Annotated in this window: 12 protein-coding genes; 9 read left to right on the plus strand and 3 right to left on the minus strand. The window is 56.7% G+C overall.

Features of this window, described 5'->3' with window-relative positions:
- The first annotated feature begins 181 nt into the window (after positions 1–181).
- Positions 182–715, plus strand: coding sequence for a LamG domain-containing protein (locus K1V27_RS20235; protein WP_258932154.1), 534 nt, complete (start codon positions 182–184; stop codon positions 713–715).
- A gap of 23 nt (positions 716–738) precedes the next feature.
- Here K1V27_RS20235 and K1V27_RS20240 read toward each other — a convergent pair whose 3' ends face one another.
- The gene (locus K1V27_RS20240; RefSeq protein WP_258931946.1) at positions 739–2997 is read right to left on the minus strand and encodes a C13 family peptidase; all 2259 of its coding nucleotides are present in this window, start codon (positions 2995–2997) and stop codon (positions 739–741) included.
- A gap of 382 nt (positions 2998–3379) precedes the next feature.
- Here K1V27_RS20240 and K1V27_RS20245 point away from each other — a divergent pair, with 382 nt between their 5' ends.
- Both K1V27_RS20245 and K1V27_RS20250 read left to right on the plus strand, forming a co-directional pair.
- Positions 3380–5089, plus strand: a complete 1710-nt coding sequence (locus K1V27_RS20245; RefSeq protein WP_258931947.1) for a right-handed parallel beta-helix repeat-containing protein — start codon at positions 3380–3382, stop codon at positions 5087–5089.
- A 179-nt stretch (positions 5090–5268) separates the two neighbouring features.
- Positions 5269–6114 carry a hypothetical protein gene (locus tag K1V27_RS20250; RefSeq protein WP_258931948.1) on the plus strand — a complete coding sequence of 282 codons (846 nt, stop codon included), beginning with the start codon at positions 5269–5271 and terminating at the stop codon, positions 6112–6114.
- Between the two features lie 260 nt (positions 6115–6374).
- Here the strand turns inward: K1V27_RS20250 and K1V27_RS20255 are convergent, their stop codons facing one another.
- Complete coding sequence (locus K1V27_RS20255; RefSeq protein ID WP_258931950.1) at positions 6375–6800, minus strand: hypothetical protein; 426 nt, start codon at positions 6798–6800, stop codon at positions 6375–6377.
- Between the two features lie 261 nt (positions 6801–7061).
- On the opposite strand from K1V27_RS20255, the gene K1V27_RS20260 reads away from it, so the two are divergent.
- The 6 genes from K1V27_RS20260 (at position 7062) to K1V27_RS20285 (ending at position 12498) form a co-directional block, all read left to right on the plus strand.
- Positions 7062–7547, plus strand: a complete 486-nt coding sequence (locus K1V27_RS20260) for a hypothetical protein (RefSeq protein WP_258931955.1) — start codon at positions 7062–7064, stop codon at positions 7545–7547.
- On the plus strand, positions 7544–9070 hold the full coding sequence (locus tag K1V27_RS20265; RefSeq protein ID WP_258931974.1) for a two-component system sensor histidine kinase NtrB: 1527 nt from the start codon (positions 7544–7546) through the stop codon (positions 9068–9070). The genes K1V27_RS20260 and K1V27_RS20265 overlap by 4 nt, the downstream gene beginning before the upstream one ends.
- The gene (locus K1V27_RS20270; protein ID WP_258931975.1) at positions 9060–10469 is read left to right on the plus strand and encodes a sigma-54-dependent transcriptional regulator; all 1410 of its coding nucleotides are present in this window, start codon (positions 9060–9062) and stop codon (positions 10467–10469) included. The genes K1V27_RS20265 and K1V27_RS20270 overlap by 11 nt, the downstream gene beginning before the upstream one ends.
- Before the next feature lie 123 nt (positions 10470–10592).
- Entirely contained in the window at positions 10593–11153 is a 561-nt protein-coding gene (gene pyrE, locus K1V27_RS20275; protein WP_258931979.1) for an orotate phosphoribosyltransferase, read from the plus strand.
- Positions 11154–11248: 95 nt separating this feature from the next.
- A complete protein-coding gene (locus tag K1V27_RS20280; RefSeq protein WP_258931981.1) occupies positions 11249–12043 on the plus strand; it encodes a hypothetical protein in 795 nt (264 codons plus the stop codon).
- Between the two features lie 53 nt (positions 12044–12096).
- Positions 12097–12498 carry a hypothetical protein gene (locus K1V27_RS20285; RefSeq protein ID WP_258931983.1) on the plus strand — a complete coding sequence of 134 codons (402 nt, stop codon included), beginning with the start codon at positions 12097–12099 and terminating at the stop codon, positions 12496–12498.
- 481 nt (positions 12499–12979) lie between these two features.
- Here the strand turns inward: K1V27_RS20285 and K1V27_RS20290 are convergent, their stop codons facing one another.
- Complete coding sequence (locus K1V27_RS20290; RefSeq protein WP_258931987.1) at positions 12980–16699, minus strand: S-layer homology domain-containing protein; 3720 nt, start codon at positions 16697–16699, stop codon at positions 12980–12982.
- Positions 16700–17027 lie beyond the last annotated feature (328 nt).

Genomic DNA, 17027 nt, shown 5'->3' on the forward strand with positions numbered 1-17027 from the left:
GAAAACTTGATGGGCGTGAGTCAAATTATTTTTTTGAATTGACGACGGTTAAGTCACGTATTGTAACATCACAAATTGAAGGGAATGCCGAGACCGGAGCGGCGACGGCCGTCACGGCACCCTGAACGGAGCGACACCGACTGCGGGATTTGACAGCGGGCAGGCCTATTACTTCGACGGCATAAACGACTACATAGAGGTTCCATTGAAAATCAACCCCTCCCAGTACGTCAAATTGACCATGGGTGCCTGGGTGAAGCCCAGCTCCGCCGATCCGGTGCGGCAGGTGTTGTCCTGTGACAACTGTGGTTACGACCGTTCGCTTGGGATCGATTACCGCGGCGGCGGCATCGGCTGGTCCGCTTTCTGCGGCAGCCAACAGGTGCTGGGCTTCAAGGCGGTGGTGCTGGAAGCCTGGGTTTTCCTGGCGGTGGTCTACGATCAAACGGCAGGAACCGTCAAACTATACGCGGGCAATTATGCTCCTCTCAATAAGAGCTCGTGCACCCTCTATGAAGAATACAACATAGTGGACATTGGGCGCAATCCCGGTTATGGAGAATACTTCCACGGAGCCATTGACAACGTTTTCTTCCTTGGAGAAGCGCTGAGCGAAGGACAGATCAACTACCTGCGCACGACCGGCCCTTCCGCCCTGTTTTTATTCGCGCGCGGCATGGGACCCGCCGGTTATATACCGCTGCTGTTTGACTGATGCATGGCGGATCCAGTTATGACTCAGTCGCTCAGCAGCAGGTGAAGCACACCCGGCGCCACTCCGGGCAGCGCCATCGGTGTGGGCACCGGGGTATACTGGATGCCCGCTGCATCGCCCAGGCCCCACTGGCCGTTCCGCAGGCACAGGTGACTGCGGGAACCGTCACCGTTGGAAATGCCGATGGTTTTGTCCCTCTGCGCGATCCTGCCGGTGTGCTCATTGCCGTCCCCGTAGAGGAACCGGATGACTCCCGAGGAACTCAGCTGCACGGCGACATTGACCGGGCGCCTGTCCCGGTAGGTGTGAGCCGCCCAGCGGATAGTCACCCCGTGCGGCTGTTGGCTAATGTAGACAGCATCCCCGTCCGCCTTCAATACGGTGAGATCGTCCCAGAGTGGGGCTATGGCCTGTTTGGCCTTGAGACCGTCCACGCTGTTCTGATAAGTCGGGTCCTCCCGGGCGCCGAGGTAGATGAGGCCGTTGGCATCCACAGCCACCCTCGTATATCTCTTTCCATAATAGGGGAATGTGAAGGGGAGAGGATACTCCCAGGCGGCATCGTCCCCCGACCAGCCTTGGGCCACCCCTCCCGTCGGGAAACTTTCCTCCACCTCGACCTGCGTGTAGCCGCTCAGGGCGGTATCGGCAACCTCTTGAGCCAGTCCGCTGAACGAAACGCGACGGCCCAGGTCCCATGGATCAGAGTAGTAGCTCGGATGTTCCCCCAGGTTATCGTCGTAGTAATCCATTTCCTCCGATTGTCTCGAATCGTGAGCCAGGGCATACAGGTAAGCCTCTTCCATGCTCACCACCCCGTCGCCGTCGGCGTCTCCGCCGGCCGGGTTGGCCGCCGCATAAGTGAAGTGATAGCTGAACTCATCGTACTCGTAAGTCGGGGCCATGGCGTAGGAAAGCTCCCAAAAACGCGCAGCTGAAATGAGCACCCGGTTGGGGGCCTGCAGATCGTCGATCATCCCACCGGAAAAACATTGTTCAAAGATGCAGACGGTAGCCCCGGCCGTCACCTTGTTCACTTCCGCAGCAAATTCGGCGTCCGTGATGGTTTCACCCCAGAGGTAAAGGATAACCGTCGGGTTGGCGTACGGACTGACATCATTGGACCCGCCATGGTCCGTAGCGAAAATGTAGAGGATGTCGTCGGCGCCGAGCCGGCTTCGCAGGCTGTTAAAAACCTTTGTGATATTCGCTTTGGTGGCGCTGAACCGGATGTCCGGATCTCCATCGCCATCCAGGTCAAGGGGCGAGTCGGTGCCGTCGGAACGATCCGCCGACGGGTCGGTGCCGTCGCTCATGAGCACATAGATGTGGTCATCCTGGAAGCCGTGAGCCGTCAATGTGCGGTAAAAATAAGAACAGTCGTTCCAGTAGCGGACGTGATTGGACCATGCATTAAAACCCCCGGAAATGATGACCGCCCAACGATTGGCCGGCGGCGTGCCGACTTCTTTGGGCAGTATGTTCACCCTGGCAGTGAGATCCGGAGGGGAAAGGGAACCCTTCGGCACATCAATGGAATTGCCTTCGAGCTGCGAAGCAGGAAGCGACGGCATCTCCCTGAAAAGAGACATGGTCTTCGGCGGCGTCATGGATGGGGTCACGAGGATTTCCCCCGATTCCTTCACCAGCACAAAACGGCAAGCGTGCTCCCAGTTGGCCGGTGGATTGTCGTCCAGAAAGAAAACCCAGCCGGGACCGTCGCCCAGGATGAGTCGCTCCCGCCAATTTTCCACTGCCACCTCACCCTCCAACCGGCCTGCAATGGCGTATATCTTGCGGTTTCCGACCGTATGCCCGAGCAGTCCGTCGATCAACCGTTGGTAAGCCATCGGTAGAGACTCCACCGCAGTTGCAGAGGCAAAGTTGGTCGATGTCAGCCGAGTCATCGTCAGATAAGAGGAGAGGGACAGGGGCCTTCCTTTGGTGACTTTCCCAACGACAGCACCTGACGGGGAGACCAGGACCACCTGGTGAAGCGGATGTTCGGACAGGGTGTCCTCGATGAAGAAGATCCAGCCCGGGCCCTCTCCCAAACGAACCGGACCTTCTGTTGTCTCGATCACAACCAGGCCATCCGCCGCCTGCGGATCGCCGAAAACCTCCCGGCCTGCAAGGTCGTCGCCCAGTACCTCGGCAACCAGCTTGTCGTAAGCGAATTGCAGGGAATTGATCTGTGCGTGGCAAATGGGAGAAATATACAGAGGAGCCACAAAGAGGAGCAAAAGCAGGCATCGGATCCGCGGGTTTTTGATTGTTCCCATATCACCCTCTTAAGTATTTGAGAATTAGAGTTATATTTTGCTTTGCTGAATTAGAGCAAGCATGATACGTGCGTCACGACGGACTCGCAAGGCTATTTTGGGCTTGTGCCCCAGTGGGTGCCTCGCCGCCCCCCCGCCCACAGTGGCCTTCAACCTTGTACTCCCGCAGGAAATTATTGAATTCATTGTATGTCTTGACAGTTCTCAGGGGCTTGGAGTATGTTTTGGGCAGTGGTTGGCAGGGGGGGATTGTTTTCACGCTTTTCACAGCAATCAAAGCCTACTCGACATGGCCGAAGGCAGCTTGCCGTCGGGCAGGGTAGCGCCTGCGGGCGGGAGGCGGGGAGGTGCGTATGCGGGACGACCCGGAAGGAGGCCGGCCATGCGCAGGAGCGTGACGGTATCACTCGCAGTGGGGGCACTGTGGCTTTGTATCGTTTCTCATTCCAACGCCGAAACCTACACTGTTCGACCGGACGGGGGCACGGCAGAGCAATGCAACGGCGTGACAGATGCCCCCTACACGGGCTCGACCGGTGGGCAATGCGCCTGGGCGCATCCTTTTTGGGCGATCAACGGGGGTAACCCGCCAAGCTGGAAGATCAACGGCGGGGATACCCTGATTGTCCGTCCGGGGAGTTACCGCATGGGCTTCGGCGCCCCCAACACCTCCTGGTGCGATGCTGCCTACCCCTGGGATTGTGTGCTCCCTGCGTTGCCCTCAGGTGCCGATCCTCTGCATCCAACCCGGCTCCTGGGCTACGGATGGAATCAAGGCTGCCCGCAACCGCCGGAGCTGTGGGGAACGGAGAGGGCCGCCCACATCCTGAGCCTTGAAGGTACGTCCAATGCAGTGGTCGCATGCCTTGAATTGACCGACCATTCGGGCTGCATCGAATCCTTCTGCCCGGACTGTTCGGACCCGGCTGCCGTGGCGGTGAGATGCAAGAGAGACTCTTATTCATATGGTGACTGGGCGGTGCGAGGCATCGTGGCTTATGATTCCAGCGATGTGCGTCTGCAGGACCTCGACATTCACGGACTGGCCCATACCGGCGTGCACGCAGCGCGACTTTCGGACTGGATCGTCCAGGACGTGAGAATTGCCGGCAACGGCTGGTGCGGTTGGGATGGGGATATGGGGGCCACAACCAGCAGCAATTCCGGTACCCTGACCTTCAGACGCTGGATAGTGGAGTGGAACGGGTGCGCCGAGACCTACCCGGGCCGACAGCCCGATCACTGCTGGGATCAAGAACACGGCGGCTACGGCGATGGAGTGGGGACAGAATCCACCGCCGGCCATTGGATCATCGAAGATTCCATCTTTCGCTACAACACCTCCGACGGACTGGATCTTCTCTATGTGCGGGAAAATCCGAGCCTGATCGAAATCCGGCGCACCCGGGCCTACGGCAACGCGGGCAATGGCATCAAGGTCGCCGGTCCGGCCGGGATTGAAAACAGTCTAATCATCGGCAACTGCGGCTACTTTTCAGGCAAGCCCTTCGCCCAGGAAATGAGCGCGCACTGCCGTGCGCTGGGCAACAGTTTGGAGTTCAGCTTCGGCGCAGGCGATCAGGCGACCGTGATCAATTCGACGATTACGGGCCAGGGGGATTGCCTGGTGGCGGTGGCAGGAGACCGGGGAAACCTGCCCTGTGACGGATCCGAAAGCCTGACCGCTCGAAACAACATTTTCATCGGCCACCAGGATTTTCTCCAGCCCTGGGAGAGCGCCTGCTACATCTGGTATGATGAAGAGAATTATTCCGGTACCTTCAACACCGATTACAATGTGGTCTATAACACCAAGATCGGGAACGTGGCCCCGGCGAGTCATGACCTGACCCAAAATCCTCTGGTTGTCAATGCCAGCCTGGCAAGCTTTGACGGCCATCTGCAGTTTAACAGCCCGGCCATCGACACGGGACTTCCGGTAGGCGGCCTGGTCCCCGATCATGACCTGGAAAATCGGACGCGCCCCTGGGGTGCACAGGTGGATCGCGGTGCCTTCGAATACCGCAGCGCCCCGCCGCCCGCTGAGCCCGGCAACCCGCTGACCGCTCTGTACCCGCTTCTTTGGGACTGATGCAACTGCCGCCCGCCTTCAAGACGGGGAGAAACAGCAATGCAGCACCCCGCAAGCCATATTCATGCGCTGTACGAATGGTTGTGGAGCACTTGGCAAGCTTAACTATCGCCCAAATCAGGAAGGAGGAAAGAAACATGAGGAGATCATCCCTGCCTGGAATCACTGCAGGATCTTCGTTGCCCAACCGACCCGGCATATTGTTGCGGCTATCGATTGCCGGCGCCTTGCTGGCGGTTGTGATCAGCCTCTGGCTGCCACAAAGCGGATACGCCTATGGAATATCAGTCACCATATTATCCGACCCAACTCAAGAAGAAAGCTATTACGGTTCCGAGTGCAGGTCTGTGAGCGTCAGTGAGGGGACATCGAGCGCTCGAGCTGCCCCTTTCAATTTGCTTGCCCGATCCTCATCATCCGGTGGCCCCGGCAACGCTTTCGCTTATTTTTATGAAATGGTGATAACCGTCCAGGATCGACAAAAATTTCTCAATCTCATTCCTGCGGGCCAAAACTATCTGGATCTTCTGCTCAATGTGAACTTGGCAATAACAGTCAATACTCCATTGCATAAACTTCCTTTCGGCGTTTGGGCCGTTTCAACCACAGATGCATCATTGGGGCTTTCTGGCGGCCCTGAAGCATGTTTCGTGGAGACTCTCGGAGGACACATCACTCATGAGATCGATTGGGTAGACGTAATAACCGAGTACACGGGTTTTTTCGCCGGTATTCCTGTTGGTGGCGCCAATCAAGTGGTGAGTCTGCCGGTGAGGATTTGTAGACCAGTATCAAGCACTGCCCTTCCTAGTCTCACGATCCTCACTGGGGATGTAAGTTCTCAAAACGACTCAGTCGACTCTTACGCCCAGAGCAGCATCAGAATGTGGTTGATGTTGAACGACAATCTACTCACCTTGCCCAACGGCACTCCACTGGCGTCTTTGGGCATCAGTTACACGGTGCAGCCTGCTTGCCCTAACGGCAGCCTGAATGCGCCCGGTAATTTTCTGCTACTCGATTGAGCGGTGTACTCTAATGTTTTCAGACTGCTGTCTGCACTTTCTGCTGGTTCCCAGGCTGAAGCCTGGGAACCAGCAGAAACGCGGACCGGCCGCGAACACCGCTTCGTTGCGCACAGGGCACCTACGATAAAAAGGATTACCTACATTCAGGTAGAGCTGCAGCGAGAAACGTTGTGCAGCCCTTTCCGGACAAGCTCCCAGGGCAAGTGCCCGGCGGTTGTGTGGATCTTCCGGCAAAGAAGGTCGCATACGCTGCTCCCTCACAACCTGGCCCTGGCGAAATACAGCCAAAGGGCCGTGCTCACCCCCCAAACGGCGTTGGTGAGAAAGACGAAAACCGGCGTCAGCTTCCCCAGTGCCAATCCCATCATGCCCTTGCCGGCCAGGTACGGCAGCCCATAAAACAGCTGGAAGAGCGTCGGAAAGAGGCTGAACAGGATGCCCCGGCTGAATACCCCGATCCAGAACCCGGTCCGCCACATGGGCAGAACAAACAGAAAACCCCAAAGACCGCCCCACACCAGGTGCGAATAAAGAAAAGCGGCACTCCAGGCGGGTGTCACGGCGATTCCGAATCTCTGCGGCACCCCCTTTTGTGCCAGATACCAGGTCAGCCAGCAATACACCAAAGCTCCGACACTCCCCGCTGCGTAGGTCAGGCTGACCCGCGTCATGATCGAATTCATTTGTTCATACTCCTTTCTTTGGATGTCGAAGAAAGTAACAGCCAATACGCGTTGAAGAGACTGCAGCAGCGTCACTGTCCACCGTCATTCCCGCAGGCCTTCAGCCGCCATCCAGCAACATGGCGGAGCGGACTTGAGCGCTGCATTGGGGCTTGGCGCCGCCCTAAGGAACCGCCCGACGATATTTTCTACAACGGCGAGTTGATACCACAGCGGGAAAGGTTTATAAAGGTCTGTAAGTATGGCAGGAGTACGAAATCAGTGAAAAAATCATATGTTAGCATAACTCTCTGGGGCCTTGCCTGGATGCTGCTGACGATGGCTCAGCCGGCCGGGGCGACCCAGGTGCATGCCGAACCTGAGGGCCTCTATGTCCACCAGATCGCGCACCTGTTTTTCATCGTCTCCATGGGCATCCTCATATACTGGCTCCGGGAATGGAAGTTGGTCGAACAGAAGGGCTGGCGCCTGGTGCAATATTCAAGTCTCTTTTTTATCCTGTGGAACATAGACGCCATGATCGTTCACTATCTCGATGAGCAGGGTGCTATTTTTCAAACCATCAACGCCGGAACGGATTATGCCAGCCTGGCATCGGACCCCGCCTCAAGCGGTCCGGCACTGCTTTACTACCTTGCCAAGCTGGATCACCTGCTGTGCGTGCCCGCCATTGTTTTTCTCTACGCCGGCCTGCGGCACCTCCTGCAACAGGCCCAGGCAGCCAAGAGTTCGGACAGCGCGACATGACCCTGCCCCTTTTTCCAATCTGGATGGTGGATCTGGCGGGCTCCAGCCTCATGATCCTGTTTTCCTTTCTATGCGTGCGGTTGGCCAGGAGACTCAAGAACCAGGATCAGAGCAACGTCATCTGGACATACCTTTTGTGGCTGTGCTACGCTCTGGCGGCCTTTGCCATCTCGCGCTCGGTAGGCCACATCGCAAAGCGAATTTTGTTGACTGCAGGCCATAACGATATCTGGAATTTGTTGCGTCCCTACAGCGGGTCCATCAATTCGCTGATGTTTGTGGTCGTCGCTTCGATCACCCTTTTTTTCGAGAGGACCTGGAAGGTCTACCAGCAGATCTCAAAAGACCAGAGAGCTTTGCAGGAAGCCCATGAGGAACTGATTTACCTCAATCGCAACCTGGAACATCTGGTTGCTGCCAGGACCCAGGAACTGGCCCTCTCCGAACGAAAATATCGCAGAATCTTCGAAGTCTCCCGTGACGGGATCATACTGGTAGATGGAGGTGCAGCGATCATCAATTTGAATCCCGCCGGCCTCGCATTGCTCGGGCTCTCCAGCTTGACCACCGATGGCGAACGAATTCGATTTTCCCATTTCTTCGCTGCCGCGGAGGAGTGGCGTGGCATTCAGGAGGCTCTCGAGCGGCAGGGCTTCGTCCCGGACACGGAAGTCCTCCTGAAAACGGATCGCGGCGCCCTTTTTCCTGTGCTGTTGAGCGGGACCGCCGAAACCGGCGACAACGGCGCAATCGATTCGGTGCAGTTCCTGATCAAGGACATCAGTCAGCGCAAGGCCATGGAAAAACAGCTCCTGCAAGCGGACAAGCTGGCTTCCATAGGCCAGTTGGCGGCCGGCATCGCCCACGAAATCAACAACCCGCTGAGCATGATCCTGGGCTACGCTCAACTGATGCTGCGCGGCGAACAGGAAGGCACCCAGCAATATGCCGACCTGAAAATCATTGAAAAGCATGCCCGTAATTGTAAGACCATCGTTGAAGATCTGCTCAGCTTTGCGCGCAGCACTCAGACCAGGCGGACGGTGGGTCATGTGCATGCCGCCCTCGACGAGGTGATGAGCGTGGTGCGGCATCATTTCGAACTGGATGGGGTGCACATCGAAAAGAACTTCGGCGCGCAGGTCCCGCAGATGATCCTGGATGCAGAAAAAATCAAGCAGGTGTTCATGAACCTCATCATGAACGCCAAGCAGGCCATCGGCAGGAAAGGAAGCATTCTTCTGCGCACGCGCTATGATGCGGCGCACGCGCGCGTTTCGATTGAGGTCCGCGACACGGGGGCGGGAATATCCCGGGAACATTTGCCGCGCATCTTCGACCCGTTTTTTACCACCAAACCCACCGGCGAGGGCACCGGCCTGGGACTTTCCGTCAGCTATGGAATCGTCAAGGATCACGACGGCGACATCCTGGTCCGCAGCGAGCCCGGGCAAGGATCGACATTCACCGTGCTGTTGCCGGTAACGACTACCCGGGGGGCAGAAATCGATAATGGCGGATGAAACTCTTCTCATTATAGATGACGAACAGGACATGTTGCAGCTCCTCAAGCGCAGCCTGGAACCGGAGATGGGCTGTAGCGTGATCACCGCTTCCAGCGGCGAGGAAGCCTTGAACATCCTGGCTTCAGAACCCCTGGACCTGGTCCTGCTCGATATGCGCATGCCCGGTATGGACGGCCTCGAGGTCCTGCAGAGGATTCGCGACAAACACTCCTGGCTGACGGTTATCATGATGACCGCCCACGGCTGCATCGAAACGGCGGTTCAGGCCATCAAAATGGGGGCCTATGATTTCATCACCAAACCCTTCGATCATGAGGCACTGGTGTGGACGCTCAACAAGGCCCTCGAGCGAAGCCGCCTGCTGCGAGAAAACTTGAAGCTGCAGCGGCATGCGCACTGCCACCAGGCGTTCCAAAATCTGGTGGGAAGGAGCGCCAGGATGCAGCGGGTCTACGAAAGTGTGCAGATGGTGGCCAAAACCGACCTGACCGTGTTCATCAGCGGCGAATCGGGAACGGGCAAGGACTTGGTCTCACGCGCCATCCACGCCCTGAGCGAGCGCCGCGATCGCGCTTACGTGGCGGTCAACTGCCCCACGGTGCCGGAAAACATCCTGGAAAGTGAGCTGTTCGGCTACAAGAAGGGGGCCTTCACCCACGCCAGTCAAAACAAGATCGGCCTGTTTCAGGAAGCGCACGGCGGCAGCATTTTTTTGGATGAAATCGGCGATATCAGCCCTCCAATTCAAACCAAGCTGTTGCGGGTGCTGCAGGAAAAGGAGATCAAGCCCCTCGGAGATACCAAATCAATTCACGTGGATGTGCGGGTGATCGCGTCCACCAACCGGAATCTGCCCGACAAGATCCGGCGAGGGGAGTTCAGAGAGGATCTTTTTTATCGGTTGAACGTCTTGCCGATCGAATTGCCCCCCCTCAGAGAACGGCGCGAGGACATCCCTCTGCTGGTCGACCACTTTCTGCAAAAACATTGCAGCGATCTCAAGAAGCCGCGCAAGTCCATATCGGCCGAACTGATGGACCGATTCCTGAGGGATCCCTGGGAAGGCAACGTGCGGGAACTGGAAAATGTCATCATACGAGGCATCCTGTTTTCACCGGAGGAAGAAATTCGCCCCGAACATGTGGGATTTCGCGAGGCCACACGGCAGACCGGCGACGTTCTTGATGAGACCTGCCATGAGCTGGATTATCGGGAAGCCAAGGAAGAAGTCTTGCGGCGCTTCCACGCGAGCTATATCGGCAACCTCCTTGCCAACACCCAGGGGAACGTCACCCAGGCCGCCAAACTCTGTGGATTGGAACGTCAGGGACTGCAGCAAATCATGCGCCGATACGGCATCCGCCCGGACAAGTTTCGCGATAATACAGGAGCTTGACGTTTCTCCTTGAAAAAAAGCTGCATCTACGGCAGGAAGAAATGAGCTCAGGCGTCGATTCGAATAAATGCATATCAAACGATCGCGGGTTCCTGGAAGCCCGAAGGAAAGGTCTGAAAGTAGATGAAAGAGCGACTGAAGGAAATGATTTTGAAAGAGGCGTTTCAATTCTCCGATACCCCTATATTTAAGCTGGTCCACGGAGGAAAGAGTCAGTTCTACTTCAATTGCAAACGCGTCACCCTCGATCCCGAAGGACAGTACCTCATTGGAAACCTGGTGTTTAGATCCATCCAGGATCTCAACGTCCAGGCAATCGGCGGACTCACCCTGGGTGCCGATCCCATTGCCAATGCCGCCGCCTATACCTCGTGGATCGAGCACAAGCCCATCCAGTCTTTCGTGGTGCGCAAGAAACAAAAGGATCACGGCGCCGTGAATTTGATCGAGGGAAAGGTCACGGCCGGTGATCGCGTGGTGGTTGTGGATGATGTCATCACCACCGGAGGCTCTACTCTCCAGGCCATATCCGCGTGCCGCTTTGCCGAATTGGAGGTGGTCAAGGTTATCGTGCTGGTGGATCGCCAGGAAATGGATGGAAGAAACACTATCTTGAAGGAAGTGGCGGATGTCGAGGCGCTCTTCACCAGAGATGAAATCATGGAGCTGTACCGCAGGCATTAGGCCGGCAGGTTGCATAACGCTTTGGCTGCTTGGGCGCCCTGCTCAACCAAGCGTATCGTGTTTGACGTAAGCTCGGGAGAAGGGAGGGATCCGAGATGAGACGGGAACTATCAATCTATTGCTCTCTTGCATTGACAGCGCTGCTCATACTCTTCGGCGCAGGCGGTGCAGGTGCCCAGTTTAACCCGGAGGCCGATTCAGAGCTAAGAATTCCCTTGCCCATGCGCATGCTCATGGGAGATCAGGGCAAGGACACCCCGGGCCTCAAACTGGAGATGGTCATCCAGAGTAATTTTTTCGCCAGCCAGCTGGCCGTCGATCAGAATGTTCTCTACTGGGTGAATCGGGGCGGCAGCACCGTTCTGCGCTATGGGAAGGTCAGAGGCGGGCGGCTCGACATGGATGGAGACCTGGACCGGGACTTCCAGGGGGACATGCTGACCGTCGACCAGGGCCGACTCTATTGGATAGATCCCATCAAGAAAAATCTTCACTATGATCAGATAGTGGACGGACGTTTGAAGAACGACGGGCATCAAATCAGCAATTTCGCTCCCAAACTGTTCACCGTGGACGACGGAACCCTGTATTGGCAGGAAGAGGGCGACAGCACGCTGTACTTTGGGAAAATAGCCGACGGCCAGGTGCACAAACAGGGGCAGCTTGAAAAGAACTTTCGCGCCAAGTTGCTGACGGCCGAAAAGGGCGTCCTCTACTGGGTGGATCGCAACACCAGAACACTCCGCTCCAGTAAAGTGCAGGACGGAAAGCTGCAACCTCCAACGGTGCTCAGTGCCAATTTTACCGGAAAGCTTCTGGTTGTTGAAAACGGCGGGTTCTTTTGGCTGGATCCCAAGAAGGAAGAGCTGTGTTTTGGCAGAATCTCCTGATCCGGCAAAACCGCCCGGCTCATCTCGAAAAATGGAAAAATCGAGGAGGACTTATGCGACACGTCTTGGCTGAAAGGCATCACATGCTGCTTCTGATACTGCTGCTGAGCACCTGGGCGATCGTGGTCGGGGGCTGCGCCACGGTTCCTGAGGAACACCCCGCACCGGTATCCGTAGCGGAAATTCTTGATATGAGCAAATCGGGCGTGCCTCCCGATGAAATCATTCAAGAAATCGCCGAATCCGGAACCGTCTACCGGTTCCAGGCAAGTCAGCTGGCCGATCTCGAAAAACAGGGCGTGGCCCCATCGGTGATCGACTACATGCAGCAAACTTACCTTGACTCGGTGGCGAGCAGCCCGCACCTGGAGAGCTTCGACTACTGGACTCAGGAAGGAGACGGCTACTGGTACGGGGGCATGCCCTACGGGTGGGACCCCAATATCTTGCCTTAATAAAGCTCCACACAATAGACTGGCCGGATACGCAGTCACTCGAACCGCGTGACGCACTTCAACAAGTGCGTTACGCGACCCAGCCCTGATTCTTTCAGGTACAAGCTTTAATCCGTAGGCCAGGTTGCGACCAACGGGCCTTCGCCGTATCGTAGCGTGTGCCAGAGCTTGACTGGACGAGGCTTCGGCCGCGCAGGCGGGAGCTACCTGACACCACAATTCAACATGAAGTGCATTGGGAGGGGGGTCAGGGAGTGCTGCGCACACCCTGACCTGCGAGGGATTTGGATTGTTGGCGGATGACGTCGGTCGTTCGTCCCAAGAAAGAATACGTCAACCAGTCGGCCGCGGGATGGGTAGAGCGAAGCGAAACCCATCAACAAGGCTTGCAAACAATGAAACATCTAATGCGTAACCGGTATAACCGTCCAGGGTCCCGCGGCACTCGGGGCCCACTCCCCCTCACCGCGCATGCACCCATTTATTCCCAGCCAAAAGTCCTTGCCAAAAAGGCCGCCATTTGTTCCCTGGTTACCGCGTCTTCGGGGCAGAATCGCAGCGGCGAATCGGCACATCCGCTGGTAATCCCTTCGTTATAGAGCTGTTCAATCCAGCTGCCGGCCCAATGGCTGACCGGTACATCGGCGAAAATTCCCGTTGCAGGAGGTGCCTCATAGCTGTTGCCATGTTTGATCTTGAGCAGGAATTTGGCCATCTGTCCCCGGGTAACCACATCCTCCGGGCAGTACCGCAACGGCGAATCGGCACACCCGGAAGTATAGCCTTCACCATACAGCTGCTCGATCCAGTCGGCTGCCCAGTGGCTGGTGGGTACATCCGCAAAGACGCCGACCGCATCCGGTGCAGCATAACCCTCTCCATGCTTTGAAATGAGCAGAAACTTGGCCATCTGTGCACGCGTGACGAGATCTCCCGGACAATATTTCATGGGCTCTTCCGAACAACCCGAAGTGACTCCGCGCGCCCGCAGGATTTCAATGGACTTAAACGCCCAGTGGCTGTTTGGAACGTCGACAAAGGTGCCGTCGAACTCAAACTCATAGAAGTGATAAAGCTTGGTCGAATAGGCCGACTCCTGGAAGAAATTCTGCGCCGGATCGCCGGTGTGATAAACGTTCAGGTTGTTCAGATAGTAAGGTCCGTTCTTGCCCGACTTGCCAATCTCCTCCCCCGCAAAGCTGAGCACCAGCGGCGTAGAAGTCTGGGCAGAGACTTCCACGAAATTGTCGCTCCAAACCAGAATGTTTCCCTGGGAATCGGACAGGTTGGCCTCCGCCTTCACCACGCCATCGGCTTTCGCCTGGACCATGACGGTCACGTTCAGCAACTCATGCAGCCCATTCACATTGTCGTCGACGGTCGAGTCCGAATAGTCGAGCGCAAACGCCAAAGGAGGCTCGAACTGGTTGTATTTGAAAGCGCTGGTAGTGAAAGCGTTGGTCTGCCGGTCGGCAATGCCCTCGGCCCCTGCGCTGACTAGTACGTTCCTGAGATGATAGGGGCCGTCCGTTTGGCTGGCAAATATCTTTCCGCCGGCAAAACTCAAGCCGGCCGTCTTGCCGGTCGGGACCGATTCGGATTGGTAATCCAGGTCGGCGCTCGCCTCGGCAATTTCATTGCCGGCGCCATCGGTGAGAATTGCCGAAAGAATATAACGGCCCTGCTTGATCACCTCCATGGTGACCTCCACCTTGAGCTCATCGAACAGGCCGTTGCTGTTGGTATCCACCCCCGTCGCCTGATAACTTTTCAATTCCACCGCCCCGCCTTCAAAGTCGGTGTAATCGTATGCCTCGGTGCTGCATGCCTCACCGGCTGAAACCATGGTTTTTCCGTTCTGGTCAGTCAGCGTCACCTGGCCGAGTGTGTACGAACCGTTTACGTGTGCCCAGCGAACTTCCCTGCCGGCAAACGAGAGCAGCACCTGGTTGTTGCCCGCCGTCAAGTCGGTTTCCTTTTGGGCGTAGGCAATGGACTCGCCGGAACCGGTCTGCAGCCACCCGCTGAGCCCGTAATGGCCGGCCTGTTTGACCGACACCGGAAGCTGAATTTCCAGGACGTCAAACTTGCCGTTTCCGTTGGTGTCCTTGGCCGTGTCCGCACAAGCGCTTCCAAACCAGGCCGGCGGGTGCTGAAAATCGTCGTACTGGTAGCTGGATGTGGTAAACGCGTCCTGCATCACTTCCAACGGCTGGTTGTCTTCGAACGCCACTTCCACAACTTTGAGCACGTAGGGGCCATTCAATCCGCTCTGGAAAATGGCGGTTCCCGCAAAATGCAGCTCCACGGGCTGCTGGCCCGCGTTGAAAAATTTGGCGGTGGTTGCCCACGCCACCTCATTTCCCAATAAATCGGCCAGGCGGCCATGGACTATGTAGTGCAGCCCTTCAGGGATATTGACGGTAAAAGCAATGATCAACTCGTCCAGGTAGCCGTCGCCATCGCTGTCCACGGAGCTTTCACTGAATGAAGTGAAGCTTTCCCCGATCTTCACGGTCTCCGGCAGCAGCCCTTCCTGGTACTGTTGAATGATGACCCTGCTGCCCTCATCGGCCGGCACTCCCGACAGGCGGGCCGCGCCCTCTGGGCTCATTACATATTCCTTTTCGCCCAGCGGGGAGGATTCGGCCTTGGCGCTGATCCCCTGTGCCGTGGCAATCTTGCCATTGTGTGACCAGTCTTTTTCAGCGACCCCGGAGGCGCCGTCCCCTGCCAGGATACAGGTGTATTCTTCATCGCCGTAATACTTATAGACGTTGTTGACCGGTGATTTTGCAGCATTCACATTGAAGGTGTCGGTTTTGGTCTTGTCTGTGGGATATGTTTCGCTAGCCCCGTCCTTTTCCACTTCGTCAGGCAACCGGTCGTCATAGTTTCTGGCGTCATTGGGGCCTTTGGCTACAAAATCCGAATTGGTCTTGCCATGCCAATCTCCGCCGGCAGCATTTTTTTGACCAATCATCTTATGATTGAATTCATGTGCCAAAACTTGTGCTGCGGTATCGATCCCCTTGGTGTTGTAGACGGTCTTGTTGGTGCCGCCGAAATTGTAGGTCTTGGCGGCACGATCCGCCGCCGCGCAATCATACAGCAACACCTTGCCATCCGAGCAACAGGCGCCGTAGCTGTATCCCGCCGCTGCACTGCAGGGCTTGCCGCTCACATACATGCTCGCGTTCTTGTGGGCAAAGGCATTGTCGGCCACCCAGTAAGTGTACCAGTTGGGCGGCTGATTGGCGCCTTTGTCCTTGGCGGATTTTTCAAAATAGAGATTGAAGCTTTTCTTAAAGGTCGCCTGTCCCTCTTCATCCTTTGATTTATCCCGGTAGTAGAGGGTGGCGGTTATGACATTGCGCCCGTAGGTGCCCACCTGCGGCTTGATTTCCCATTCGTTGTTGTCCTTTTCATAATCTTTTTCCTCGACGTCCCACTTCTTCAATCGTCCCTTGGATTCGATGACCCAAACCACTTTTTCGTTTTCGAATCCGTCCACTTCGGTGATTTCGGCAGTGAACTTGAGGTCTTTGTTGGTCACGGGAACGCCGAAATCGGCATGCGGGGTGATCTCAATGTCCTTGATTTCAGGGAACTTGGTGACTTCCAGTTCGACTTCCCGGTCCACGACGTTTCCCCACCCCCAGGTTTGTTCGCAGGGATCATTCGGATCATGACCATATCCCAGGTTGACACGCAGCCAGGTCTTGGCAACGTGCTCTGCGGGAATGGCGAACTGTTTGACGAAGGTCATGGTCCCCGAGTAGTTGATATTGAGGTACCCCGAACCTTCCAGGTCCATGACCTTTTCACTCGCTTCAAACTGCTGATTGCCGTTCCAATCGAGCCACGCGTTGACGTACTCGGGGCTCGCATCATACGAGGGGCAGGGCTCGCCCGCCACGCACCCGGCCGGATTGGCAATGTAGACCCCGACGGTGAGCCGCATGGTCTTCTTGTCGGGCAGCGTCTCCAGGTTAACGTGGTTGATGCTCTCATACTCGGTACTGCCCCCCGAAGACGGGCAGTAACCCGCGGCTTCCATGACCTTTTCCGGCGCCGGCCCTGGTGCGCCGCGTCCCTGCACCAAGCCCTTCGAGGCATCCACAGCCGAGGTGAGCGAAAGCAACAGGCTGCAAAGCGCAATTAGCCAGACAAACCCCAACGATGCTCTTGTTGATGCCATGATGTTCCTCCTTTTGATGGTACCGACGGGCGACGGACCCATTCCGCGCTGCCCATCCCCTATGTGTTTACTCCCCGCGTTGGTGGAAAGTACAAAACAGCATGGGCAGCATCGTCCCTGCATGGAACGAAACCCGTCGTACTTTGGGTCCACCAAAATTGTCCTCAACGATCACAAAGCATCCATGGAGTCAATATTCTTGATGCGTGCGGGTTTCCAGGCGGATCGCCATGCTCCCACCCCCGACTGAGAAGCCATTTCAGGCTATCCCAAACAAGCCGGGGGAGCAAGAACAATCGACGCCGGCCGGCACAACGCCCGGCCCCAC

This window comes from Desulfoferrobacter suflitae, from assembly GCF_022603395.1.
Classification (GTDB): domain Bacteria; phylum Desulfobacterota; class Syntrophobacteria; order Syntrophobacterales; family Syntrophobacteraceae; genus Desulfoferrobacter; species Desulfoferrobacter suflitae.